The organism is Pseudoalteromonas sp. MMG005, assembly GCF_018101015.1.
Classification (GTDB): domain Bacteria; phylum Pseudomonadota; class Gammaproteobacteria; order Enterobacterales; family Alteromonadaceae; genus Pseudoalteromonas; species Pseudoalteromonas aurantia.
In genome coordinates this window covers 39,243-62,300 of sequence record NZ_JAGJEK010000026.1, presented here as the reverse complement: position 1 = coordinate 62,300, position 23,058 = coordinate 39,243, and the positions used below count along the sequence as shown (strand labels likewise).

Below are 23,058 nucleotides of genomic sequence, written 5' to 3'. Positions count from 1 at the left end.
AGCCTGTTATTTTAAGCGCAGCTAACGTCACCATGCAGTTTGGTGCAAAACCATTATTCGAAAATATTTCTGTAAAATTTGGAGATGGCAATCGCTATGGCCTTATCGGTGCAAACGGTTGTGGTAAATCTACGTTAATGAAGATTCTTGGTGGCGAACTTGAAGCCAGCGCTGGTAACGTAAGTGTGTCACCTAACACCCGTCTAGCTAAATTAAATCAGGACCAATTTGCTTACGAAGAGTACTCCGTTGTTGACACGGTTATTATGGGTCACAAAGAACTCTGGAGCATAAAAGCAGAGCGAGATCGTATTTACTCATTACCAGAGATGAGTGAAGAAGACGGGATGAAGGTCGCAGATCTTGAAACGGAATTTGCAGAAATGGATGGTTACTCCGCCGAAGCTAAAGCAGGTGAATTGCTGTTAGGTGTGGGGATTCCAACTGAGCAACACTATGGTTTGATGTCTGAAGTTGCGCCTGGTTTTAAACTGCGAGTGCTGTTAGCGCAGGTGTTGTTTGCTGATCCAGATATCATGCTGCTAGACGAACCAACCAACAACTTAGACATCTATACTATCAAGTGGTTGGAAGACGTTTTGAATCAACGTGATTGTACTATGCTTATTATTTCCCACGATCGGCATTTCTTAAATTCAGTGTGTACACATATGGCTGACATAGATTATGGTGAGTTACGTGTTTACCCGGGCAATTATGACGAATATATGTTCGCGGCAACACAAGCACGTGAAAAGCTGCTCAGTGAAAATGCCAAGAAAAAGGCGCAAATTGCGGAGCTACAACAGTTTGTATCACGCTTTTCTGCCAATGCATCGAAAGCTAAACAGGCGACTTCTCGAGCTAAACAAATAGATAAAATTCAGCTAGATGATGTTAAAGCATCATCTCGTCAGTCACCATTCATCCGTTTTGAACAGTCAAAACAGCTTTTCAGAAACGCACTTGAACTTAATAACGTTGGCCAAGGCTATGATGAGTTATTATTTTCTGGCCTTGAAGGGTTAGTTGAAGTAGGTGAACGCATCGCGATCATTGGTGAGAATGGGGTTGGTAAATCAACACTATTGCATTCTTTTGCTGGTAGACTTGACCTAAAAGAGGGTGACTTTAAATGGTCTGAAAATGCCAATATTGGTTATTATGCGCAAGATCATGCTGATGAATTTGACAAAGATATGACCGTTTTTGAGTGGATGGAGCAATGGCAGCAAGAAGGGGACGACGAGCAAGTTATTCGCAGTTATTTAGGCCGTATGCTGTTCTCTCAAAATGACATTAAGAAGTCGGTGAAAGTGCTCTCAGGTGGTGAACAAGGTCGTATGCTTTTTGGTAAGTTAATGATGTTCAAACACAACATGTTATTGATGGATGAACCAACAAACCACATGGACATGGAGTCAATTGAAGCATTAAACTTGGCGTTAGAGCAGTACGAAGGCACGTTATTTTTTGTATCTCACGATCGACAGTTCGTATCATCACTTGCGACCCGAATTTGGGAGATTAAAGACGGGAAAGTAATTGACTTTAGAGGTAGTTACGAAGAGTACCTAGCATCACAAGAACTGGCATAACTTAATCAACCGCGCTGTAGAGTGCGGTTTTTTGTTACGCGCTTTATTGTCGTTTTTAATATCAAAGGCTGTATATCACAAAGCGGCAATAAAAATGGTATTAGCATCGCACTTAGGTATAATACCGCGCAAAAATTAACATAGTTTTGATTACCCCAACATACATTCAAAACTGTGATTTATATTGTATCGTTTAACTTACTATTACCGAGGATTTACTATGACGGTTGGCATTATTATGGGTTCAAAATCAGATTGGCCTACCATGCAGCATACAGCAGATATGTTAGACAAATTTGGCATTGCGTATGAAACTAAAGTTGTTTCAGCGCACCGGACTCCTCAATTATTGGCTGACTATGCATCCACTGCTGCTGAGCGTGGTATTAAAGTCATTATCGCAGGCGCAGGTGGTGCTGCACACCTTCCGGGTATGGCTGCTGCTTTTACGAGTTTACCCGTATTAGGCGTTCCCGTTAAATCTAAAACATTAAACGGAGTTGACTCATTACTTTCTATTTGTCAAATGCCAAAAGGTGTTGCTGTAGGTACCCTTGCGATAGGTGATGCTGGTGCTGCTAATGCTGGATTGCTTGCTGCGCAAATTTTGGGTTGTCAGCAACCGGAGATTTTCGAAAAAGTTGAAGCGTTCCGCAAAGCGCAAACGGAAACAATTCTAGCTAACCCGAATCCAGCTGAATAATATGAATATATTAGTTTTAGGGTCAGGGCAGTTAGCGCGGATGATGAGTTTATCTGCGACGCATTTAGATTTACATGTGTTAGCGTATGACGTTAGCACTAAAAAGGTCGTTAATCCGGTTACCGGTCAGCTTAGTGAGCAATCGTTATCACAGGCGATTGCATCAAGTTGCGCAATCACGGCTGAGTTTGAGCATATCCCTCATGATGTGCTTGAACAATGTTCACTCAGCGGGAAGTTTTATCCAGGTGCGCAAGCCATAGCGACTGGCGGTGATCGAGCGAAAGAGAAAGCGTTACTTGATAAAGCGGCAGTGAAATGTGCGCCTTATAAATTGATCACCGAAAAACAGCACTTTTTAGATGCCGTAGAACAATTGGCTTTGCCTATGGTTGTCAAAACATGTCAAGCCGGTTATGACGGTAAAGGGCAGTGGCGTGTTAAATCAGTTGAGGATATTGAGTCAATCTGGTTAGAAATGGCTGAGTTTTTATCGACAGGTACAACACTGAGTCCACATTCTATTATTGCTGAGAAAATGATCCCATTTGATCGTGAAGTATCAATTATTGGTGTTCGTGATCGTAACGGACAGTGTAAAATCTATCCATTGACTGAAAATCAACATACGGATGGTGTGTTGACCTTGTCGATTGCAGGTAAAGAGAAAAATGATATTCAGCAACAAGCTGAAGATGCTTTTAATGCATTGGCCAATTCGCTTAATTATGTGGGTGTTTTAGCCATCGAGTTTTTTGATGTACAAGGGGAGCTGCTGGTTAACGAAATTGCGCCACGTGTTCATAATTCAGGGCATTGGACACAACAGGGCTGTCATACAAGTCAATTTGAGAACCATATGCGTGCAATTTCTGGATTGCCGTTGGGTTCGACCACCTTGATTAGGCCGACAGCGATGATCAATGTGTTGGGTCAGCAAAGCATTCCGAGTACAGTACTAACCGTCGATGGCGTGACGAGCCATTGGTACGGTAAAACTGCGAAGCCTGGTCGAAAAATGGGGCACATTAATGTGTCAGCTAACTCGCTGCATGAGTTGGGAGAAAAGTTAGGTGAACTTGCAGAATTTCTGCCAGAGGAGTACTACCCCGGTGTACTCGCGACTGGGCACCAACTTATTCTAAATTAACCAATAGCCGGATTTAATATCCGGCTTTTTTTGGATTTAAACACGTGGCATATGATGACTTTTAGTCAATTTAGTTTCTTGTTGTTATTTATTGCGAGTTTTACATCCTTCGTTGGACCCGCATTGGCCCTTGCCATGGGGATGCTGTTTACGTGGTGCTGGGGAAACCCCATGGAGGCTTGGAGTAGCAAAGTCAGTAAATGGATGCTGAAAGTCGCAGTGATTGGACTCGGCTTTAATGTCAATATATATGATGTACTAGAAGTCGGTCGCAGTTCAATCGTGTTAACCATTGTTAGTATTACCGCAATCATTGGTTTAGGAGAAATACTGACTCAACTATTTAGGCTAAATAAAAACACCGGTATTTTAATCTCTTTTGGTACCGCAATATGTGGCGGTAGTGCCATTGCAGCTATGGCGCCAGTTATTAAAGCCAAGGAACATGAGATTGCTGTTGCGCTTGCAGTGGTGTTTTTGTTAAACGCGGTAGGCCTTATAATATTCCCCCTTATTGGCCATTACTTTGTACTCTCAGAACAGCAATTTGCTGTTTGGGCTGCACTGGCTATTCATGACACCAGTAGTGTGGTTGCTGCAGCGGCAACATTTAGCCCATTGGCGGTGGGTATTGCAACAACGATAAAGTTAACGCGGGCGATGTGGATAATCCCCTATACAGCATTGGCTGGCGTATTTTGGAAAAGTGAAGAAAAGGCCAACATTCCACTATTTATATTTGGGTTTCTAATTGCGGCATTATGCAATACGTGGTTTGAGCAGTTCGAAGTTGTTTGGCAGAGTGTCTACTCGGGGGCAAAACACATCTTGGTTGCGACTTTATTCTTGATTGGTGCTGGCGTTTCGAGAAAAGTACTCATAGAAACTGGCTGGCGGCCATTCGCTATGGCCATGATTTTATGGATCATAGTAAGCAGTGTGCTTTTATTACTAATAAAAGATGGTTACATTTCGTAAAAAGTTTTATTTAATTTGGAACTCTTTTGTGGTTTCGGCGGTCTTATTTTATGAGGCGTGGATAGGCCTCACTTCATACTCGTTGTCCATCAACGATTATGTGAGCGCAGAGAGTATTTGGCCAGTAACCTTTACTGGCCTTTTTTTATCTTGAAACTTGGTTGTTAGTCTTAAATAAGTCGAAATATGAAGACATATTTGCTTAAATGAGACAATTTTCATAACAACAGAAGCGCAATGATTAAACAATCTATTATCTCAGCCGCTATAGCATCAAGTTTACTTTTAACTGGTTGCCAAACAACAAATCACTCTTCTAACAAGGTTCAGCCACAAATAACACCTGCAACCGTTGTCACCACCCCCGTCGACTTTGGTGGTGAAAAAATAACATTAGAACAAGCGATGGCTCACCCAGATTGGTTAGGGAGAAGTCCACAAAGTGCGTTTTGGGCAGCTGATAGTAACACTGTTGTGTTTAAACAAAAGCAAGAAGGAACTGATTTAAAAGATACGTTTATCGTAGCTAACAATAGCGCGCCGGTTCCTGTAACTTTGGCAGAGTTGCACTCTATTGGTGCGGATAACGCAATATATTCTGATAATGCAAAACATCAAGCGTATACTTTTAAGGGTAATATATTTGTAAAAGCCATTAGCTCTGGTGAAATAAAACAGCTTACCTTCTCATCAGAAAGTGCATCTCAGCTGAAGTTTTTACTAACGGGTGATATTGCATATCGAGTTGGAAATACTTTTTATACAGTTAATGTGAATACCGGCCAATCAAAAGAGCTAGTAAAGTTGCACTTAGATGATGCGCCTAAAGGTACGTTGGAGCCTAAAGGCTATATAGCACAAGAGCAGCATAATCTGATTCAGTATGTTGCTTTACAGCATAAAAATAGCAAAGACAAAGAACAGCGTCTAGAGCAACTTAAACAACAGAATACGACGATCGCGAATAGTCATTTTTACTTGGGGAAAGACAAGTATCTAGTATCAGCGAGTTTATCACCAGCAGGTGATAAATTGATTGTAGTTACAGCAAATAACGCAGATTGGCGAGCGGCTACTGACATTATGCCTAACTATGTCAGCCAAAATGGGGATATCGACCCTGTTAAAGCGCGTCGCCGTGTAGCGCAAGCACAAGCAACAAGTTCCGACGTACTACTACTTGATTTGGCCCGAAATAATCAAGTTACCCTGAGCTATAATTCGTTACCTGGTTTTGATGAGGACGTATTGGCCGCTGTCAAAGCTGAGAATGCGAAAGCGTTAGGAGAGACATACAAAGCAGTTAAAGCACCTCGTGCTATTAACTTGATAAGCGATTGGGGCTGGGATCAAAGTGCCATTCAATGGAATCAATCTGGAACTGAGGTTGCTGTTATGCTTGAAGCATGGGATAACAAAGACCGCTGGATTGCAACTGTAGATTTTGATGCAGATAAGTTTGTGCCACAGCATCGTCTGCATGATGACGCATGGGTAAACTATACATACAATGATTTTGGCTGGTTGAATAATTCAGACACACTTTATTATTTATCTGAAGAGTCAGGCTATAGCCACATATACATAAAGCCCTTATCGGGGAAGTCTAAACAGTTAACGTCAGGTAATTATGTCGTTTCGCATTTAACATTGAGTAAAGACGATAGCGCAATTTACTTCAAAGCGAATATTGAGCACCCTGGTTTATATGAAATTTATCGAGTAGATCCAAATACAGGCGTGAAAGAAACGCTCACAGACTTAAATGGTATGACTGATTATAGTTTGAGTCCGGATGAATCAAAGCTGCTTCTAAATCATTCAAAAATAATGATGCCGAATGAGCTATATGTGGCCGATGCTAAAACGAACGCGCAGGTAACGCGTTTGACGAATACTGTATCAGATGCATTTTTGAATAAGAAATTGATTGCGCCAAAAATAGTGGCAGTGCCTTCAAGTCACACCGAACAGCCAGTGTATGCCAAAGTGTACTATCCGGCTGATTATGTTGAAGGTGAAGTCGGTAAAAAACGTAAAGCCGTTATCTTTAATCATGGAGCGGGTTATTTACAAAACTCTCACATGGGGTGGTCTGGGTACTTCCGTGAATTCATGTTCCACTCACTGTTAGCAAGTGAAGGCTACGTAGTTATGGATATGGATTATCGCGCATCAAAAGGGTATGGTCGAGATTGGCGCACCGCTATTTACCGTCAAATGGGTAAACCAGAAATTGAAGATTTAGCTGATGGCGTTAAATGGATGGCTGAACATGCGAATGTTGATACCAATGCAGTCGGCACGTATGGCGGTTCATATGGCGGGTTTATGACATTTATGGCTTTGTTTACGCAACCAGATTTATTCCAGGCGGGTGCAGCACTGCGTCCTGTAACTGATTGGGCATACTACAATACACCCTATACCTCGAATATTTTGAATCACCCTGATGTTGATCCAATTGCATATCGCAGAAGTTCACCGATTTATCATGCTGAAGGCTTGAAGAATGACTTGTTGATCAATGCGCCAATGATTGATGATAATGTATTCTTTCAGGATGTAGTAAGACTCGTACAGCGATTAATTGAACTTGAAAAGCAAGACTTTGAAACGGCTATTTACCCCGTAGAGCCCCATGGTTTTGTACAACCTTCTAGTTGGCTAGATGAATATCGCCGTATATACAAGCTATTTAAAGAAAATTTATGATTTTATAAGGTACGCTGCATGTATAAAACGCCAACATTTTGAGTTGGCGTTTTTTATTTTATCCTGGAAAGTTTCTAGTCTAGTTGCCTTTTTTTGGGGGGTAGAGTAACGTCGCACTTAACAACAAACCACCGAGAGCACCAATTAAATGTGCTTCAATCGCAACACGTGATTCGATTAACGCGCCAACATCAGCGCTAGGACCTTGCCATTGCTCCCAACCTAGTTTTATCCAAATGCCAATGAACAGTAAAGCGCCCGAGCGCATTCCCACGCAGATATCTTTGATAGCCCCCCAAACTATTACGCCGTGAAGCAAGCCACTTAATCCGGTGTAAATATTGATATCAGGACAAAAAAGCCATATGCCTGTACCGGTCCAAATTGCTAAAAATAGCGTATGTAACGCGAAACAAACCGGGCTACGGTGCTCTGCATGAAGGATCCATATAAATACAATACCTAGTACATTTAACCCTAAGTGAGTCCAATTGGCATGAACAAACTGACTACTGAATAGCCGCCACCACTGATGTTGTTCGATGAGGCTGCGGTTAAACTCTAATAATGCATTGTTATTGAACAGCATTAACAGTGTACTTAGCAATATTAGGCAAAGAGGTGGTAAAATATATTTTTTATCAAAAGGTAAGTCGAGCATAATAATTTGGTTATAAGCATCTTTATTTTTTGCATATTGTGCCTATTTACTTTTATGATGCCAATGCTTAGAACAATACAAAAGTGAATAAAATGATTAAGTCTGTGCCATTACTCGTCGCCATCACCTCTACTTTGTTGGTTTCTTCGTGTATTTCGGGAGGAAAACAGCAAAGAGAAACCCGAGAGCCAGAAGGGGCAACGGGGCTACAAAACAAACAACAAGTTACCGCAAATAGATTTATGGTTGCAGCGGCAAACCCTTACGCCACTAAAGCAGGTCAAAAAATGCTAGCCTTAGGCGGTAATGCAGTTGATGCTGCTATTGCCACTCAGTTGGTCTTGACGTTAGTTGAGCCACAGTCATCGGGTATTGGCGGTGGGACATTCTTAATGTATTTTGATAACAAAACCAAGAAACTAATCACGTATGATGGTAGGGAAACAGCCCCGTCAGGCGCTGACCATACACTGTTTTTAGATAAAACCGGAAAGCCTGTCCGTTGGATTGATGCCGTTGTCGGCGGACGCTCAGTGGGTGTACCTGGTTTACTTCACGCCTTCCAAAGTGCGCATAACGACCATGGTAAACTTGACTGGTCAGTGCTATTTGAGCCTGCGATTGAGCTTGCTTTATCAGGGTTTGTTGTTTCCCCTAGACTTAATATGTTGCTCGAAAAGAACTTTAATCCTGGCTTGTCAAAACTCTCGCCGGCCAAGGAATATTTTTATCCAAACGGTCAAGCATTAGCCTCTGGCACACTAAAAAATAACCCAGAGCTAGCACAATTGTACCAACAAGTGGCTAACAACGGCATTGACGCATTTTACAGTGGACCGTATGCCAAACAGATGGTGGACGCTGTGCAAACTTCGGCAATTGCGCCGGGGACATTGCAGCTCAGTGATTTAGCTAAGTATACGAGTAAAACACGAGATGCGATTTGCATTCCTTACCATCAATACAAAGTATGCTCTATGGCGCCACCCAGTAGCGGAGGGATCGCTGTGCTGCAAATACTGAAGTTGTTAGAAGCGAAGAAGCTGAGTCAATATAAAGCGAATGATGCGTACGCATTGCATCTATTTACTCAAGCATCTCGGTTAGCTTTTGCGGACCGAAATCACTATGTTGCCGATCCTGATTTTATTGATGTACCCACTAAAGCATTACTCGATTCACGCTATTTAAAGAAGCGCTCTCAACTCATTACTGATAAAGATGATCATCATGTACCTGTCGGTCTTCCTAAAAATGACGTGTTAGTGTACGCAAAAGATGATGGTTATGAGTTGCCGTCAACAACCCACGTTTCAATCGTAGATGAGGAAGGAAATGCAGTATCTATGACCAGCTCGATTGAAATGGGATTTGGATCTACGGTCATGGTTAATGGTTATTTGTTAAACAACCAGCTAACCGATTTTTCACTCAGCCCTAAGAAAGGGGGCAAGTGGATGGCAAATAGGGTTGAGGCGAATAAACGACCAAGAAGTTCGATGTCGCCGGTTATGGTGTTTAACATGGATGGGAGTTTGAAATTGGTCGTAGGATCCCCCGGTGGCAGCCGTATTATTAATTATGTGGCTCAAACGATTATTGGAATACTCGACTGGGATTTAACCCCACAACAAGCTATCAATTTGCCAAAAATCACGAATCGAAATCGTTATACAACGCTTGAGAAGGGGACAAATCTTGTTGAGCAAAAAGAAACATTTGAACAACGAGGGCATAAAGTACAAATACGAGACTTAAATTCCGGGCTGCATGTGATCCAAGTACAAGATGGTGTGCTTTTAGGCGGTGCTGATCCGCGCCGAGAAGGTATTGCTCTTGGTGAAAGTAACTAATAGTCATAGGTTTGCAGGAAGAATTACGCTATAATAGTTGGCTCTGTACTACGCTTAACAATGTGTTTACAGAGTCGATTGTATTGGTCTGATGTGAACGAATTTCATTGATATTTGGTCACTTTCAGCAATAATAAATTCTTAGCCTTTTAAAATGTGTCAAGCCTGCAAATATGACTAAAAAAACAGATCCAAATTATCTATATATTCCTTTCTCTGGCCCTAATCTTCTTGAAACGCCGCTACTTAATAAGGGCAGTGCATTTAGCCAAAGTGAGCGAGAGAATTTTAATTTAACGGGATTGGTCCCACCGCGCTTTGAAACAATCGAAGAGCAGGTTGAACGTTGTTATCAACAATATTCTAGCTTCAATGATAATTTAAATAAGCATATATACTTGCGTGCTATTCAAGACAACAATGAAACACTTTATTATCGGTTGGTGCGTGACCATTTAGAAGAAATGATGCCGATCATCTACACACCAACGGTGGGTGACGCGTGTGAAAAGTTTTCTGATATCTATCGCAGCTCTCGAGGTCTGTTCATTTCTTATGAAGATCGTTATCAAATAGACGATATTTTAAGAAATGCGACTAAAGGCAAAGTCAAGGTCATCGTTGTGACGGATGGAGAGCGCATTCTTGGTTTAGGAGATCAAGGTATTGGTGGTATGGGGATCCCAATTGGTAAATTGTCATTATATACCGCATGTGGAGGCATAAGCCCAGCGTACACCTTACCTGTTATGTTAGATGTTGGTACTAATAACGAGAAGTTACTAAGTGACCCTATGTACATGGGAGCACGTCATAAGCGTATTGGGCAAGACGAGTATGATGAGTTTTTAGGTTTGTTCATTGATGCTGTAAAGCGTCGTTGGCCTAGTGTGTTACTCCAGTTTGAAGACTTTGCGCAGCCTAATGCAATGCCGCTACTTAAACGTTACCGAAATGAAATATGCAGCTTTAACGATGATATTCAAGGCACTGCGTCAGTTACTGTTGGTTCATTGTTAGCGGCCTGCCGTGTTAAAGGTGCAAAGCTCTCAGAACAAAAAGTGGTGTTTGTAGGTGCTGGCTCTGCAGGTTGCGGTATTGCCGAACAAATTATTAGCCAAATGGTAGCCGAAGGCGCTTCAAGCGAGCAAGCGCGCAGCCAAATCTATATGGTAGATCGTTTTGGATTACTGTCTGAAGGTATGAGTGACTTACGTGATTTCCAAGCTGCATTAATGCAATCAAAAGACGCACTTGCAGATTGGAGTTATAGTGGTGATTTTGCTTCATTACTTGATGTTATGCACTGTGCAAAACCTGATATTTTAATTGGTGTATCTGGTCAGCCTGGATTATTTACTGAGCAAGTGATCCGTGCAATGCACAGTGGCTGTGAACGGCCAATCATTTTCCCTCTAAGCAATCCATCTCGTCAAGTAGAAGCACACCCTAAAGATGTTATTGAGTGGACTAAAGGACAAGCGATTGTTGCCACAGGGAGCCCGTTTGATCCTGTTGAATTTGAGGGTAATACATTCCCAATTCCACAATGTAATAATAGTTATATTTTTCCAGGTATTGGGCTCGGTGTTATTGCAGCTAAAGCGACACGCATTACAGACGCAATGTTAATGGTTTCAAGTAAAACATTGGCTGAGTCGTCACCGCTTGCCAATACTGGTAAAGGCAGTTTACTTCCTGCATTAGTTGAGATTGAAGCGCTGAGTAAACGCATTGCGTTCGCAGTTGCTAAAGCCGCAATGGAAGAAGGTGTTGCGCTTGAAATGGATGATGATGCGATTTGGGCTGCTATTAATCGGAATTACTGGCTACCGAAATATAGGAATTACAAACGTTGTAGTATCTAATTCACTTTATTTAAGCCAGCACATGCTGGCTTTTTTGTATCAAAAATATTCTATACTGATAATTCAAGTGCTAAGGAGATACGCATTTTATTCACCTAACTGGAGGCATAAATGCTCAAAACCTGTTTGCTAGCGTTGGTTTTATTTACATCAATGGCGGATACTCGGCCGTTGAAAATTCAAATTGCATCAGATTACAACCCAAGCTTAGGTGAAGAACCAACAGACTTAGCAACGATGCTATTGTTGAACGTGCAACGCGAACTTCAGGGTAGAGTGTCATTAGAGTTTATTCCAGCAAGCCGCCTTAGAGAGTGGCGTGAGCTTGAGACCTATCCGAATATTTGCTTATATAACAAAGTAAAAACAGCAGAGCGTGAAGCAATCGCTTTGTTTGTTGAATATCCGTTGATGGCATTTCCAGCCAATAGGTTGATCCTCCGTGGTTATCCTAATTTACCAAAAAAGCTTTCTTTGAAAGATATTGTCGTTTCTAAAGGGTTGCGTGTGGGTGTGACTAAAGGGCGTTCTTATGGAAAGGAAGTAGACGATTTTATAGCAACCTACCGTAATAATTTGATTGTAGGAGAGGGGGCTAATAGTGCTTATCGGCTGCGTGAAATGCTCATTCAAGGAAAGCTGGATGGTATTATTGAATATACGTCAGTTTTCATAGAGCATCATAAACAACAAGCACAACGTGATGGCGTGACTTATCATCAAATAGAGAGTGCGGACCTCACAATATTTGGTTATATTGCTTGTGCTAATTCAGAACAAGGCAGAAAAGCAGTTAGTTTGTTCGAGCTAGCACTTGAAAATAGCGCTTTGCAGCAAATGATTATTGACGCACATAAAGGTCTGTTTTTTAAACAGGAGATGGTGTTTATAGAGCAAGGGTTAAGAGATGCCTATAATATTCAGCCATGATTAAGGCCATTATGTTTCAATGTTTAGCAGTAATATATAAGGATACAAATATGAAACTAATTTCGACCGTTGTTGCAGCACTGTTTTGTGCACACAGTTATGCAGGCTCTTTGCCACTAACGCCTCACCTTTATGTCCAAGGCAATGCGCACATGCAGGTGCAACCTGATCAAGCGGTTATTCGAGTTGCAATTACCCAAAAAAGTAAAGCGCTTCCAGAGGCAAAGACAACCGTGGATGATATAATGGCCAATGCAATTGCTATCGCCAAGTCTCACCATATTCGAGTGGACGATATTCATGCTGAACAGCTTAATGTTTATAGGCAAACTCGTTACAATCGCACAACTAATCAAGAAGAGTTCGAGGGTTTTCGAGTCAGCCGTACACTCACATTGACGTTGAAAAAGCTTGAGGACTATCCTGTATTACTACAAAAATTGGTTGATGCCGGCATTAACGAGTTTAATAACACCCAGTTTGAAGTCAGTAATAGAAGTACGTTAATGAAAGACTTAAACAAGGCGGCAATTAAGGATGCTAAATTGGCAGCAAAAGAGCTTGCGAGTGATTTTGAAGTTAAATTAGATGGTTTGTATTCTGTATCATTCTCGCCCATGGAAACACCTCGTACGCCATACGCACGCACTGAGTCAATGAAGCTGACGGATGCATCATCAGGAAATGTTGAACAAGCTTACAACACTGGGGCATTAACACTAAACGCCAAGGTCTATGCGGTGTACACAATTGATAACTAAATAAAAGCGGTGCTCCACGGTTATTTTCGCTATATTGGTCACTTTACACTAATTTATGACAAGGTGACCAATGACGATCAGCCTGTATGCGGCTTTGCTTATATTATTTTATATTAAATTAAGCTTTGAAATTATAGCTATTCGCAAAAAACAAAAAGTAGGGCTTGGGGATGGTGGAAATCGGTCTTTAACGAATGCCATTAGGGCCCATGCAAATTTTAGTGAGTATACTCCGCTTACCCTTATATTATTATTTATATTAGAGTTTCAAGGTATTAGCTCTTGGGTAGTGCATACTGCTGGCGTTGTGTTTCTTGTAGCTAGGGTTATTCATTGGCAAGCGATTAAGCGAGAGAATTTAAAACTTCGAGTCGTGGGCATGGCGTTAACGTTTTTGGTATTATTAGGGCTCAGTGCAACGAGTTTAATAGTGTATATCGTTTAATGAAAAAAGTGTTTATAGTGGGCCTGCCTAGAACAGGTACGACGAGCGTATGTGTAGCATGTTTAGAGCTGGGGTTTAAGACAGCACATACCGCTTATACGAGACAAACGTTTCAAAATGCTGAAGTCTTAGCAGACACCCCAGTCTTTAATGATTATCGAATGTTAGCTAATCGCTATCCAGATGCCAAATACATATACTTGGATAGAGCGCTTGACCAGTGGCTTCCTTCTATATCGCAGTTACTAACACGTATGTCGAACAATTTATTTAGTGAGCAAGGTGGATTTAATGACACCATTAAGCGGTGCTATTTAACGACGTTTTATGGCCTCACGCCTAATAATACAAGCGATAATCAATTTCTAACACAGTGTTACAATGAGCATAAAGCATTAGCGATTAATTTTTTCAATGAACACAACCACGATTATATTGAATTAAATTTAGCGACGGATGATGCAATGAGTCAGCTTGCTGAATTTTTACAGGTAGAAACGCAAGCGACAATGCCGTTTTTGAATAAAAAGGGCAAAGTGACGGCTTGGAATATGATAAAACACCCACTCAAAGTGTCTTCTACTCGTGAAGGAAAAGTCGATAAAGATACGGTGTTATTATCGCCAGTTTAGCCTTTGTCATCGCTGGTATGTGCGATAGAATGCACACAATTTTTAGTTAGTGCTTTTTACTAGATATTTATGAATGAGTAGAAAGGTAGGATAAAAGAGAAGTAAGTATGTTTGAATTAAAATATCACACACCATTTGAATGGACACATAAAGTACTTGAAGACTTTGGCACCTTTTTACAAGATCACGCCGCAGCAGAAAAGAAAGCATCAGGTATGGCCATGTCTATGTTGAGCCATTATCCAGACAGAATAAAATTAGTGAAGGCGATGGCTGATCTCGCAATTGAAGAAATGATCCATTTTAAACAAGTGTTAAAGTTGCTGAATGAGCGAGAAATAATTTTAGGTAATGATCAAAAAGACCCCTATATAAAAAAAATTAGAGCCATTTTTAGAAACGGTAAAGACGAATTTTTAATTGACCGTCTATTGGTTGCTGCTGTTATAGAAGCGAGAGGACACGAACGGTTCTCTTTGGTCGCAGAAGCTTTGCCTGAAGGCAAAGAAAAAGAGTTTTATGTGGCCATTGCTAAATCAGAAGAAAAGCATAAAAATCTATTTGTTGAATTGGCGTATGAATACTTCGATAAAGCACTCATTGATACGCGCTTAGAAGAGGTGTTAATTGCCGAAGCTGAGATCTGTAAGAGTATTCCATTTACAGCTGCGTTGCACTAGAGTCTTTCTCAAACTAAAAGAAATATAAAGCCAAACTGTTGTTTGGCTTTTTTAATGGTGGCGTATTAAAAGGTGACAGATGCTTTCGCGTAAACAAAACGCCCATCGGTGTTGTAAGCTGAAAAGCCAGAGTAGGGGAATATTTGATTAAAGTTACTAAATCCAATATTACTAACGGTATCCTGAGGATATTGGTCAAATAGGTTGTTTGCCCCCATGGCAATGCGCCATTGCTCGTTAATGCGGTAAGCGACATCTAAGTCTGCGATCCATTTTGCTGCAAGCACCTCGTCGTTATCAATGTTGCTCGATGAATCAACCACTTCTCCATAACGTGTTGCTTTTAGCGTTGTCGTAAATTGCTGATAGTGCCACTTTGCAACAAGGTTCCATTTGTCTTTAGGTGTACCTTCTTCAAAACGGGCAATTTCGCGACGCGCAAAGTACTGATAACTTTCACCTAATGCTGAAAGTTCTGCAGGGTTTGCTTTGACATTTGTAACGTCAGTATCATTAAAGTTTATCGCGGCACTGAGCCTTAATTGGCCTAGGTTTTTAACATCAAAATTGTAAGTCGCTACTATATCGACCCCCTTAGTACGAGAATCAATGGCATTGGTGAAGTAGCGTACCCGCTGAATATTATTCTCACCTGCCTCTGTTAATATTTGCTCTACCGCGGATCCACTTAAGTTTTCAGATAGTACAATTCGGTCGTTGATATCTATTTGGTAAGCATCGAGCGTAAAGCTAAATTGGTCGCGTTCATAAATAAACCCACCGGTCATATTGGTGGACTTTTCAGCTTCTAGCGGCTTAGCGCCAAGCGCTTGGGCGGCAGCTGTATTAACGGGGAATAAGCCAACTTCATTGGGCACGCCATTTTCAAAAACAGTGGCTACAGATTTATAGGACGTTTGTGCCAATGAAGGCGCTCTGAATCCAGAACTAATGGCACCGCGCAACGATAGTTGTTCGTTTACGACATAACGCGATGCTAGTTTTCCCGTTAATGTTGAACCGAAATCGCTATAATCTTCAAAACGGGTTGCGAATATGACGTTTACGCTTTCATTGATATATGTATCAAATTCGGCAAACAATGCAATGTTATCTCTTGATTCGTTCACCGCGCTGGCCGGTGAGAAACCAGCAAGTACTTGTGCGCCTCCTGCGGCAACAGGTAGGCCTTGTGAATCAAGCACTGTAAGGTATGACGCAAGTTCGCCAGCGTTGATCTTGTAGTTTTCATCTCTATACTCACCACCGACGGTAAAAAATACACTGTCGTACAAGCCTAAATCAAAATCTGTTTTTGCTTGAGCATTAACTAGCCATTGTCCATAAATAAGCGCGCCATTATCGAATTCTGTTGGGCTCGCAAGGCCCATAGAAGTATTAATACTATTGACCACCGCGAATGAAAAGTCATTCCGACCGTAATTTGTACTTAAATCATAATCCCAGTTTCCGTGAGTTCCAGAAATACCAATAGCAAAAGAAAGGTCTTTTACATCAGACTCTATTTGAGGTAAAAATCCATCAGGGTATACTTCAGAAACATTTCTACTGTCTTTTGCACGTCTAAAGAACCCCCCTGAGTTTCCTTCGCGGACTGAGTAACTGCCAAAAGAATATAGCTGAGCATCACCATCAAGCGTTAAACCTGCATTGTAAAATAGTGCGAGGTCTTGGGTTTCTGGCTTACCAAAGCGGTGATTATAACGCTGTGCTGAGAACTCTCTTGTGTCAAGATTATCGTTTCCGTCACGCGCATATTGTTCACGTTGGTCAATACCAGAGCGGTTAGTGGCATTTTTGTCCCTTAGTTCAGCTGCGAGATTAATAAATCCATGTTCGAACGGTCTAAAGCCAATATTGGCACTGAAAGTGGCTGTCTCACCATCAACTCGTTTTCTATCGCTGCCTTTTTTGAAGGCCAGATCACCTGCTTCGTCAGCATAGATTTGTGTTAGCTGCGCAGAGCCTGCCATTTGGGTATCATGCTGCCCATAGGTTAACGACATGCTGCCACCATGATTAGCATCTTTCAGTATGATGTTGATAACGCCAGCAATTGCATCTGAACCGTATTGGGCGGCGGCGCCATCTCGTAACACTTCAATGCGTTTAATGGCAGCTGTTGGTATTGTATTTAAATCTACAGCGGATGAGCCACGCCCTACGGTGCCATTTAAGTTAAGTAGCGCTCCAGCATGGCGACGTTTACCATTAATAAGTACCAGAGTATGGTCGGGTGCTAACCCTCGTAATACAGCCGGTCTGGCATGATCAGTGCCATCGGCCAATTGTGAATTCGGAAAATTAAAACTTGGGATCAAAGTAGTTAATACTTGACTCAACTCAAGTTGACCTGAACTTTCCATGTCATCAATACCTATAATATCAACAGGTACAGTGCTTTCTGAAATGCTTCGTAAGCTTCTACGTGTGCCTGTAACTTCTATTACTTCCGTGGTTAATTTTATTTGTTGCTCAGTTGACTCAGCACTCGTGCTCAAAACAGTAAGGGTAACAGCTATTGATGTGGCCAAAAAGGTAAGCTTGGGCATGGTCTTTCCTTGAATTAGTAAATGGGAGGAACTATTCATAGATTTATGAAAAGTGGTAATAATTTAAAAGGGGCTGGATGGTAATCTTATCGCATAAGTAAGCAAAATTACATTTTATTATAAGATATAACTGTAATTATTAATTCATGAATGGCTTACGAATAAGGTACCTAAAGCATACAAGTTGCTTATGATACTTTGCCCAGCTTATTGTTTAAAGTATGTACTTTGTGGCAAGAATGCGTTACAAATTTTGACTTTTCACTATTGTACATACCACCGTCATTAGGGAATGTCGTTTAGGGGTTTATGATGGGGAAATTATTTGGATGTATGAGCTACAGTCATTAAGTGAACACAGCTTAGTTGCATTTTCATCGTACGGTGTTTGATAGTTAGGCGGTTTGCATAAAGCTCTGAATATATAGTGTTCTTCACTATTGGAATAATATGGATAGTTCAAGCTTTTTAGGTGCGCTCACTTGTGACTATTTCTTCTTTAACAGAAATGTCATGTAACGTATCAGTTGGTTTTGGTACGAGCTGCTGTTTAGGGTGTACTTTCTTTTGCGTGTCAGTGATACAGCCTTTTTCTTTTTCAATCCAGTAAACCGTGTTGGCAATCACAGAAATGGATCCTGATACCACCAAGCTAGCTGCACTGACTAACCCTGCGCTCGCAAGTGCTGCGCCACACGTTACTTCATTTCCACATGCACTTAGCGTGATCATTTTATTTGACGATTCAAGCGTACTCTTCTTCGCATAAACTTGGCATTTTTCATCATAATAGGTGACATCCTTAGGCACAAAAATACACCCAGTTTGCGTGATACAGATAATGATACATCCAATCGTACTTTTCATACATATCCTTTTTTATCAGGGTGTTAGTATAGCTATAAATACGTAGTATATTTGTAAAAAAGTGTCATGATTTAGAGGGAAGAGCAAATGCACTCAAACGCGTTTACTAGGCCCGCTGAATAGTGGGCCTTTAGGTATGGTTGCAAATTATTTTCGTAGGGTAATTGATTTAGCTTCGATATCAATTTTACCTTGCTTCAACAAACCACCAATTGCTTTTTTAAAGTTTGCTTTACTGGTCGAGAAAGTTTTTCTTATGAGTTCTGGATCTGACTTATCACCAAGGGGTATAAAGCCACCTTTGGCAGTGAGTTCTGCTAAAATCTGCTCACTTAAACCGGTCACCTTTGCCATACCTGGCTTTTCAAGTACGACATCAATTTTACCATCTTCGCGTACTGTTTTGACAAAGCCTTTAAGCTTTTGGCCGATAAACATACGCTTGAATATAGTATTGAAAAATATAACACCTAAATGCTGCTCATTAATAATCACCTTATAACCAATATCAGTTTTTGAGGCGACAATTAAATTGACTTCTTCTAGTGGTGTATATTCGGGCTCTATTTTATTAACAAATTTATTGATGTTACTGGAAGCACATAATCGTTGACTCGCATTATCAAGATATAACTTAACTAAGTAACTATGACCATCGCGCATTTTTGGCTTTTGTTCATTGAAAGGCGCGAGGATATCTTTACTGATACCCAAATCAAGAAATGCCCCAAAGCTGTTAATCTCTTTTACGCGCAACAGTGCAAATTCATCCACTTGTGCAATGGGTGTCTGCGTGGTTCCGGTCATATGGCCTTGAGAATCTTGGAAGATAAAGACTTGTATGCTATCACCCAGCTCTAGATGAGACTCAACTTCAGCTTTAGGTAAAAAAACCTCGCCTAACTCGCGACCGTCTAGGTATGCGCCTTCGGCACATAATTCATTGATCATTAAATTTTGAATGCTACCCAGCATGGTTATTCCTCTGTTGGCTTTGGTTTACGACGTAATGGAGCATGCCCGTCAATATCAAATGGGGCAGGGATGGCCTTTTTAGGCTTTGTTGGCTTTCTTCTCAGCGGTTTTTTGGCCGCCTTAGGTTGAGCGGGTTTTACTTTTTCTGATTTTGTAGTTTTAGGTTTTGGTGGTCTAAAGCCTTTAAATTTAGCTTCTAGCCCATCAACACTTTCAAATGATAATGTATCATTGAGGTAATTTTTGATAGCAACAAAGCTGTTCCAATCTTTTGGACCAACTAATGAGATAGCGGTGCCTTTGAAACCAGCGCGGCCAGTACGGCCAATACGGTGGACATATTCTTCGGCTTGTTTGGGTAAATCAAAGTTAATTACATGAGTGACACTTAACAAATCAAGACCTCGAGATGCCACATCGGTCGTTACTAAAACTTTAAATAAACCTCGACTAAATGTATCCATAATATCGAGACGTTTATTTTGCGGTAAGTCACCAGCAAGGGCAACCGCTTTAATCTTCAGTGTATTCAGCAGTTCACTTATACGCACGGTGTCATTTCGCGTTGCGGTAAAAATGATACATTGCCCTACGTTATCTTGGGTCACGAAGTGTTTTAATAATGCATCTTTATGATCAAGGTGATCAGCAAAGAATAATGTTTGTTTGATATCACCATGCTGTTGATGCGCATCACTTAAAATGATCTTTTTAGGTGCACGTAACAGATTGCGAGACGTAACTTCTACCTGTGCATGATCGAGTGTCGCGCTGAATAAGAGTGTCTGGCGCAGTCGGTGGTTAGCTTGTTCATTAATAAGGTTTAATTGTGGAGCAAACCCTAAATCAAGCATACGATCGGCTTCATCAAATATAAGAAGCTCTAGACCAGATAATTGTAATGAGCGCTGTTCTAAGTGGTCGGCAATTCGGCCCGGAGAACCTATGACTATTTGGGGATCTTTACGTAATGCTTTAACTTGGTCATTAAAGTTTTCACCACCCAGTACTTTTACAACCGATATACTCGTTCCTGCAATTAACAATCGACATTGCGAAAATACTTGGGTTGCAAGCTCCCGAGTTGGGGCAATAATGAGCACTCGAGGGTCTCGTTTACTGAGAGCTCGTTGTTTCATAACGCGGTGAATTGCAGGAAGCAAGAACGCGAGCGTTTTCCCCGATCCGGTCTTAGACTGAGCAAACACATCATGGCCAGCAATCGCAGTTGGTACTGCCTGACTTTGGATCTCAGTTGGTGAAGTGATCCCTTGGTGTGCAAGTTGTGTTTCTAATCGGGTGTCTATGCCCAGTTCGGTAAAGTGCAAAGCGTTTTTCTCCAAAACAATTTTTTTATGACAGGCCATTATAGCAAAGCTAAGCCGTTCACTAATAGTAAAAAGCGCTTTGTTAGCAAGGTTTTTGCAATTAAAACAAAAATCCGTACAATACGCGCTCTAGCGCCGGATTTACGTTCCGGTTAAATGATCTATGGGGTCAAAAAATCCCAAGAATAGACAAAAAAAGCTGATTATAGGAATATCAATGTCTAAACCGTTTGTAGTATGTGCACTTTATAAATTTGTTTCGTTACCTAATTTTGAACAAATACGTCAACCATTACATGATGTCATGGAGCAACACGATGTGCGTGGCACATTGTTATTAGCACTTGAAGGAATAAATGGTACCGTGGCTGGAAAGCGCGAAGGAATTGATGCGTTACTAGCATGGTTAGAAGCACAACCTGGTTTAGATAATATTGTTTCTAAAGAGTCTTTTGATGAAACTTGCCCTTTTTATCGCACCAAAGTAAAACTTAAGAAAGAAATCGTTACTATGGGTGTTGAGGGGATTGATCCATTAGAAGTCGTTGGTAGTTATGTTAAACCACAAGACTGGAATGCGCTTATTTCGGATCCTGAGGTCGTAGTGGTTGATACTCGTAATGATTATGAAATTGAAATTGGGACCTTTAAACACGCTATCGACCCAAAAACGAAAACTTTCCGAGAATTTCCAGAGTGGGCGGAAAATAACCTCAACCCTGAAAAACATAAAAAAGTGGCTATGTTTTGTACTGGCGGGATCCGGTGCGAAAAATCAACGGCTTATATGAAGGAGCAGGGCTTTGATGAAGTCTATCATTTGGAAGGTGGCATACTGAAATATTTAGAAGAAGTCCCTAAAGAAGAAACTTTATGGGAAGGCGAATGTTTTGTATTTGATAACCGGGTTGCAGTGGATCATGATTTACAAAAAGGCTCATATGAGCAATGTCATGCATGTCGTATGCCTATTACTGAAGAAGAAATGAAGCAAGAGTACTACATGGAAGGCGTGTCTTGTCATCATTGTCATGATAGCTTAACCGACGAGCAACGAGCACGATTTGCTGAGCGCCAAAAGCAAATTCAATTAGCACAGGAGCGCGGAGAAGGGCATATCGGCCACGAAGCACAAGAAGTACTTCGTCAGAGAAAAGAACAAAAACAGGCTCAAAAAGCTTCTCAACGTAAAAAATCTGCATAATTTATTATTGCATTTTTTAAAAAGGCCTTAGTGTAAACTAAGGCTTTTTTGGTTTAAATGCGCCTATATCCGTCAAGACTTAGCGCTAATTATGAATATTATATCAATGGTTGTTTTATGCCCGATTTATTTGGTAGTCTATAGCTGTCTGAAAAACAATAATAGAAGTCAGATCATGGGTAATTTATTTTTAAAAGAACGAGAAAGCTGGTGGGTATGGCTTAGTTGGGGCTTAATAGGCTCATTAATAAGTACGTATATCTTTTCTAATACGTCTGAAGTCAAACTTGCACTTATTGCATCCGGAGTTATTGTTAGTGCTTTGTCTGGATGGATGAATTATAGCCGTCGATTCGAATTTTATCGAGCATTAAAAGTACTGCTATTTGTTGGTAGCCTTTCTTTATTGCCACTAGCACTTAATGTAGCGTTACCTGTCAAAGAGTTTTCTGTTGTTGCAATCAATTTTACATTGGTGAGTTTAGGCTTATTTTGTTTGTGTATGTGCGGGGCGTGGTTTGCTCGCAGACCGAAACAGTATTATTAATAATTCAAAAAAATTATGTTTTTCTTTACACTGCCATAAAAAACCACTAGTATTCGCGCCAACAACGGAGAGATGGCTGAGTGGTCGAAAGCACCGGTCTTGAAAACCGGCAAGGGTTTGTAGCCCTTCTAGGGTTCAAATCCCTATCTCTCCGCCACCTCATTCTAAAAACCGCCTAACGGCGGTTTTTTTCGTTTGGAGCTTGTATGTCTATTGATTTAGTTAAACATTGTGCGTTGTGGATAGTATTTAGTTTCTTTTATTTAAGTGGCTTAGAAATGGCTTTGGTATTATCAATTGATGGCCAGCAAGACCCGAATTTAGTAACTACACTCGTCTATACATTTCTATTTAATTTACTTGTCGGTCACTTGATCAGTAAATATGAGAAACTATCACCATTATTCAGCGCGATAGTTATCAGTCTCTGTGGTGTGTTTGGGTTTGGTTATTACTTTTCTGAAACACTGTCAGGGTATAGTGCTGAATTAATCGCCGGGTTACTCGTTAGCTTGCCTTTTGCCACTTATACTGTGTTGCAAATCAAGCAATGGCAGGCTGAGAAGCTCGATTAATCGCATTTAAACTCG

The 23,058-nt window shown here is 40.9% G+C and carries 20 protein-coding genes and 1 tRNA gene; 16 read left to right on the top strand and 5 right to left on the bottom strand.

Annotation, left to right across the window (positions count from 1 at the left end; translation table 11 throughout):
• Positions 1 to 8 precede the first annotated feature (8 nt).
• From J8M01_RS19535 to J8M01_RS19515, 5 genes are all read left to right on the top strand, one after another.
• The gene (locus J8M01_RS19535) at positions 9 to 1,598 is read left to right on the top strand and encodes an ABC-F family ATPase (RefSeq protein ID WP_192508543.1); all 1,590 of its coding nucleotides are present in this window, start codon (positions 9 to 11) and stop codon (positions 1,596 to 1,598) included.
• 220 nt (positions 1,599 to 1,818) lie between these two features.
• Complete coding sequence (gene purE, locus J8M01_RS19530; protein ID WP_192507398.1) at positions 1,819 to 2,301, top strand: 5-(carboxyamino)imidazole ribonucleotide mutase; 483 nt, start codon at positions 1,819 to 1,821, stop codon at positions 2,299 to 2,301.
• A 1-nt stretch (position 2,302) separates the two neighbouring features.
• Positions 2,303 to 3,451, top strand: a complete 1,149-nt coding sequence (locus tag J8M01_RS19525) for a 5-(carboxyamino)imidazole ribonucleotide synthase (protein ID WP_192507399.1) — start codon at positions 2,303 to 2,305, stop codon at positions 3,449 to 3,451.
• Positions 3,452 to 3,502: 51 nt separating this feature from the next.
• Positions 3,503 to 4,429, top strand: a complete 927-nt coding sequence (locus J8M01_RS19520) for a putative sulfate exporter family transporter (protein ID WP_211059033.1) — start codon at positions 3,503 to 3,505, stop codon at positions 4,427 to 4,429.
• Between the two features lie 237 nt (positions 4,430 to 4,666).
• Positions 4,667 to 7,144, top strand: a complete 2,478-nt coding sequence (locus tag J8M01_RS19515) for a prolyl oligopeptidase family serine peptidase (protein WP_211059032.1) — start codon at positions 4,667 to 4,669, stop codon at positions 7,142 to 7,144.
• A 79-nt stretch (positions 7,145 to 7,223) separates the two neighbouring features.
• Here the strand turns inward: J8M01_RS19515 and rrtA are convergent, their stop codons facing one another.
• Positions 7,224 to 7,805 carry a rhombosortase gene (rrtA, locus tag J8M01_RS19510; RefSeq protein WP_211059031.1) on the bottom strand — a complete coding sequence of 194 codons (582 nt, stop codon included), beginning with the start codon at positions 7,803 to 7,805 and terminating at the stop codon, positions 7,224 to 7,226.
• Between the two features lie 92 nt (positions 7,806 to 7,897).
• Between rrtA and ggt the strand changes: the two genes are divergently transcribed.
• From ggt to J8M01_RS19475, 7 genes are all read left to right on the top strand, one after another.
• Positions 7,898 to 9,658, top strand: a complete 1,761-nt coding sequence (gene ggt / locus J8M01_RS19505) for a gamma-glutamyltransferase (RefSeq protein ID WP_211059030.1) — start codon at positions 7,898 to 7,900, stop codon at positions 9,656 to 9,658.
• Between the two features lie 173 nt (positions 9,659 to 9,831).
• Entirely contained in the window at positions 9,832 to 11,526 is a 1,695-nt protein-coding gene (locus J8M01_RS19500; protein ID WP_192507404.1) for an NAD-dependent malic enzyme, read from the top strand.
• 111 nt (positions 11,527 to 11,637) lie between these two features.
• Positions 11,638 to 12,456: an ABC transporter substrate-binding protein gene (locus J8M01_RS19495; RefSeq protein ID WP_211059029.1), complete on the top strand. Its 819-nt coding sequence runs from the start codon at positions 11,638 to 11,640 to the stop codon at positions 12,454 to 12,456.
• A gap of 50 nt (positions 12,457 to 12,506) precedes the next feature.
• Complete coding sequence (locus tag J8M01_RS19490; protein WP_211059028.1) at positions 12,507 to 13,217, top strand: SIMPL domain-containing protein; 711 nt, start codon at positions 12,507 to 12,509, stop codon at positions 13,215 to 13,217.
• 70 nt (positions 13,218 to 13,287) lie between these two features.
• Positions 13,288 to 13,662 carry an MAPEG family protein gene (locus J8M01_RS19485; RefSeq protein WP_211059027.1) on the top strand — a complete coding sequence of 125 codons (375 nt, stop codon included), beginning with the start codon at positions 13,288 to 13,290 and terminating at the stop codon, positions 13,660 to 13,662.
• Positions 13,662 to 14,294 (top strand): sulfotransferase, encoded by a 633-nt coding sequence (locus tag J8M01_RS19480; protein ID WP_211059026.1) that lies wholly within the window; start codon positions 13,662 to 13,664, stop codon positions 14,292 to 14,294. Before J8M01_RS19485 ends, J8M01_RS19480 begins: the two co-directional genes overlap by 1 nt.
• 107 nt (positions 14,295 to 14,401) lie before the next feature.
• A complete protein-coding gene (locus J8M01_RS19475) occupies positions 14,402 to 14,974 on the top strand; it encodes a tRNA-(ms[2]io[6]A)-hydroxylase (RefSeq protein WP_192507409.1) in 573 nt (190 codons plus the stop codon).
• 65 nt (positions 14,975 to 15,039) lie between these two features.
• On the opposite strand, the gene J8M01_RS19470 is transcribed toward J8M01_RS19475, so the two are convergent.
• The 4 genes from J8M01_RS19470 to J8M01_RS19455 all read right to left on the bottom strand — a co-directional run bounded on the left by J8M01_RS19470 (position 15,040) and on the right by J8M01_RS19455 (position 20,717).
• Positions 15,040 to 17,547: a TonB-dependent receptor gene (locus J8M01_RS19470; RefSeq protein WP_211059025.1), complete on the bottom strand. Its 2,508-nt coding sequence runs from the start codon at positions 17,545 to 17,547 to the stop codon at positions 15,040 to 15,042.
• A gap of 468 nt (positions 17,548 to 18,015) precedes the next feature.
• Positions 18,016 to 18,414, bottom strand: a complete 399-nt coding sequence (locus tag J8M01_RS19465; protein ID WP_211059024.1) for a hypothetical protein — start codon at positions 18,412 to 18,414, stop codon at positions 18,016 to 18,018.
• A gap of 147 nt (positions 18,415 to 18,561) precedes the next feature.
• Positions 18,562 to 19,395: a S1-like domain-containing RNA-binding protein gene (locus J8M01_RS19460; RefSeq protein ID WP_211059064.1), complete on the bottom strand. Its 834-nt coding sequence runs from the start codon at positions 19,393 to 19,395 to the stop codon at positions 18,562 to 18,564.
• Positions 19,392 to 20,717, bottom strand: a complete 1,326-nt coding sequence (locus tag J8M01_RS19455) for a DEAD/DEAH box helicase (protein WP_210997582.1) — start codon at positions 20,715 to 20,717, stop codon at positions 19,392 to 19,394. Before J8M01_RS19455 ends, J8M01_RS19460 begins: the two co-directional genes overlap by 4 nt.
• Before the next feature lie 217 nt (positions 20,718 to 20,934).
• On the opposite strand from J8M01_RS19455, the gene J8M01_RS19450 reads away from it, so the two are divergent.
• The 4 genes from J8M01_RS19450 to J8M01_RS19435 all read left to right on the top strand — a co-directional run bounded on the left by J8M01_RS19450 (position 20,935) and on the right by J8M01_RS19435 (position 23,043).
• The gene (locus tag J8M01_RS19450) at positions 20,935 to 21,921 is read left to right on the top strand and encodes a rhodanese-related sulfurtransferase (RefSeq protein ID WP_211051932.1); all 987 of its coding nucleotides are present in this window, start codon (positions 20,935 to 20,937) and stop codon (positions 21,919 to 21,921) included.
• A gap of 175 nt (positions 21,922 to 22,096) precedes the next feature.
• Positions 22,097 to 22,468, top strand: coding sequence for a hypothetical protein (locus tag J8M01_RS19445; RefSeq protein WP_192507414.1), 372 nt, complete (start codon positions 22,097 to 22,099; stop codon positions 22,466 to 22,468).
• A 66-nt stretch (positions 22,469 to 22,534) separates the two neighbouring features.
• Positions 22,535 to 22,625 (top strand) — tRNA-Ser (locus J8M01_RS19440).
• A gap of 49 nt (positions 22,626 to 22,674) precedes the next feature.
• On the top strand, positions 22,675 to 23,043 hold the full coding sequence (locus tag J8M01_RS19435) for a hypothetical protein (protein ID WP_211059023.1): 369 nt from the start codon (positions 22,675 to 22,677) through the stop codon (positions 23,041 to 23,043).
• The last annotated feature ends 15 nt before the right edge of the window (positions 23,044 to 23,058 follow it).

What these genes read in the sequence shown, in the direction of transcription:
- purE (WP_192507398.1), top strand. Translation starts at nt 1,819, where the DNA reads ATGACGGTTGGCATTATTATGGGTTCAAAATCAGATTGGCCTACCATG.
- J8M01_RS19525 (WP_192507399.1), top strand. Translation starts at nt 2,303, where the DNA reads ATGAATATATTAGTTTTAGGGTCAGGGCAGTTAGCGCGGATGATGAGT.
- J8M01_RS19520 (WP_211059033.1), top strand. Translation starts at nt 3,503, where the DNA reads ATGATGACTTTTAGTCAATTTAGTTTCTTGTTGTTATTTATTGCGAGT.
- J8M01_RS19515 (WP_211059032.1), top strand. Translation starts at nt 4,667, where the DNA reads ATGATTAAACAATCTATTATCTCAGCCGCTATAGCATCAAGTTTACTT.
- rrtA (WP_211059031.1), bottom strand. Translation starts at nt 7,805, where the DNA reads ATGCTCGACTTACCTTTTGATAAAAAATATATTTTACCACCTCTTTGC.
- ggt (WP_211059030.1), top strand. Translation starts at nt 7,898, where the DNA reads ATGATTAAGTCTGTGCCATTACTCGTCGCCATCACCTCTACTTTGTTG.
- J8M01_RS19500 (WP_192507404.1), top strand. Translation starts at nt 9,832, where the DNA reads ATGACTAAAAAAACAGATCCAAATTATCTATATATTCCTTTCTCTGGC.
- J8M01_RS19495 (WP_211059029.1), top strand. Translation starts at nt 11,638, where the DNA reads ATGCTCAAAACCTGTTTGCTAGCGTTGGTTTTATTTACATCAATGGCG.
- J8M01_RS19490 (WP_211059028.1), top strand. Translation starts at nt 12,507, where the DNA reads ATGAAACTAATTTCGACCGTTGTTGCAGCACTGTTTTGTGCACACAGT.
- J8M01_RS19485 (WP_211059027.1), top strand. Translation starts at nt 13,288, where the DNA reads ATGACGATCAGCCTGTATGCGGCTTTGCTTATATTATTTTATATTAAA.
- J8M01_RS19480 (WP_211059026.1), top strand. Translation starts at nt 13,662, where the DNA reads ATGAAAAAAGTGTTTATAGTGGGCCTGCCTAGAACAGGTACGACGAGC.
- J8M01_RS19475 (WP_192507409.1), top strand. Translation starts at nt 14,402, where the DNA reads ATGTTTGAATTAAAATATCACACACCATTTGAATGGACACATAAAGTA.
- J8M01_RS19470 (WP_211059025.1), bottom strand. Translation starts at nt 17,547, where the DNA reads ATGCCCAAGCTTACCTTTTTGGCCACATCAATAGCTGTTACCCTTACT.
- J8M01_RS19465 (WP_211059024.1), bottom strand. Translation starts at nt 18,414, where the DNA reads ATGAAAAGTACGATTGGATGTATCATTATCTGTATCACGCAAACTGGG.
- J8M01_RS19450 (WP_211051932.1), top strand. Translation starts at nt 20,935, where the DNA reads ATGTCTAAACCGTTTGTAGTATGTGCACTTTATAAATTTGTTTCGTTA.
- J8M01_RS19445 (WP_192507414.1), top strand. Translation starts at nt 22,097, where the DNA reads ATGGGTAATTTATTTTTAAAAGAACGAGAAAGCTGGTGGGTATGGCTT.
- J8M01_RS19435 (WP_211059023.1), top strand. Translation starts at nt 22,675, where the DNA reads ATGTCTATTGATTTAGTTAAACATTGTGCGTTGTGGATAGTATTTAGT.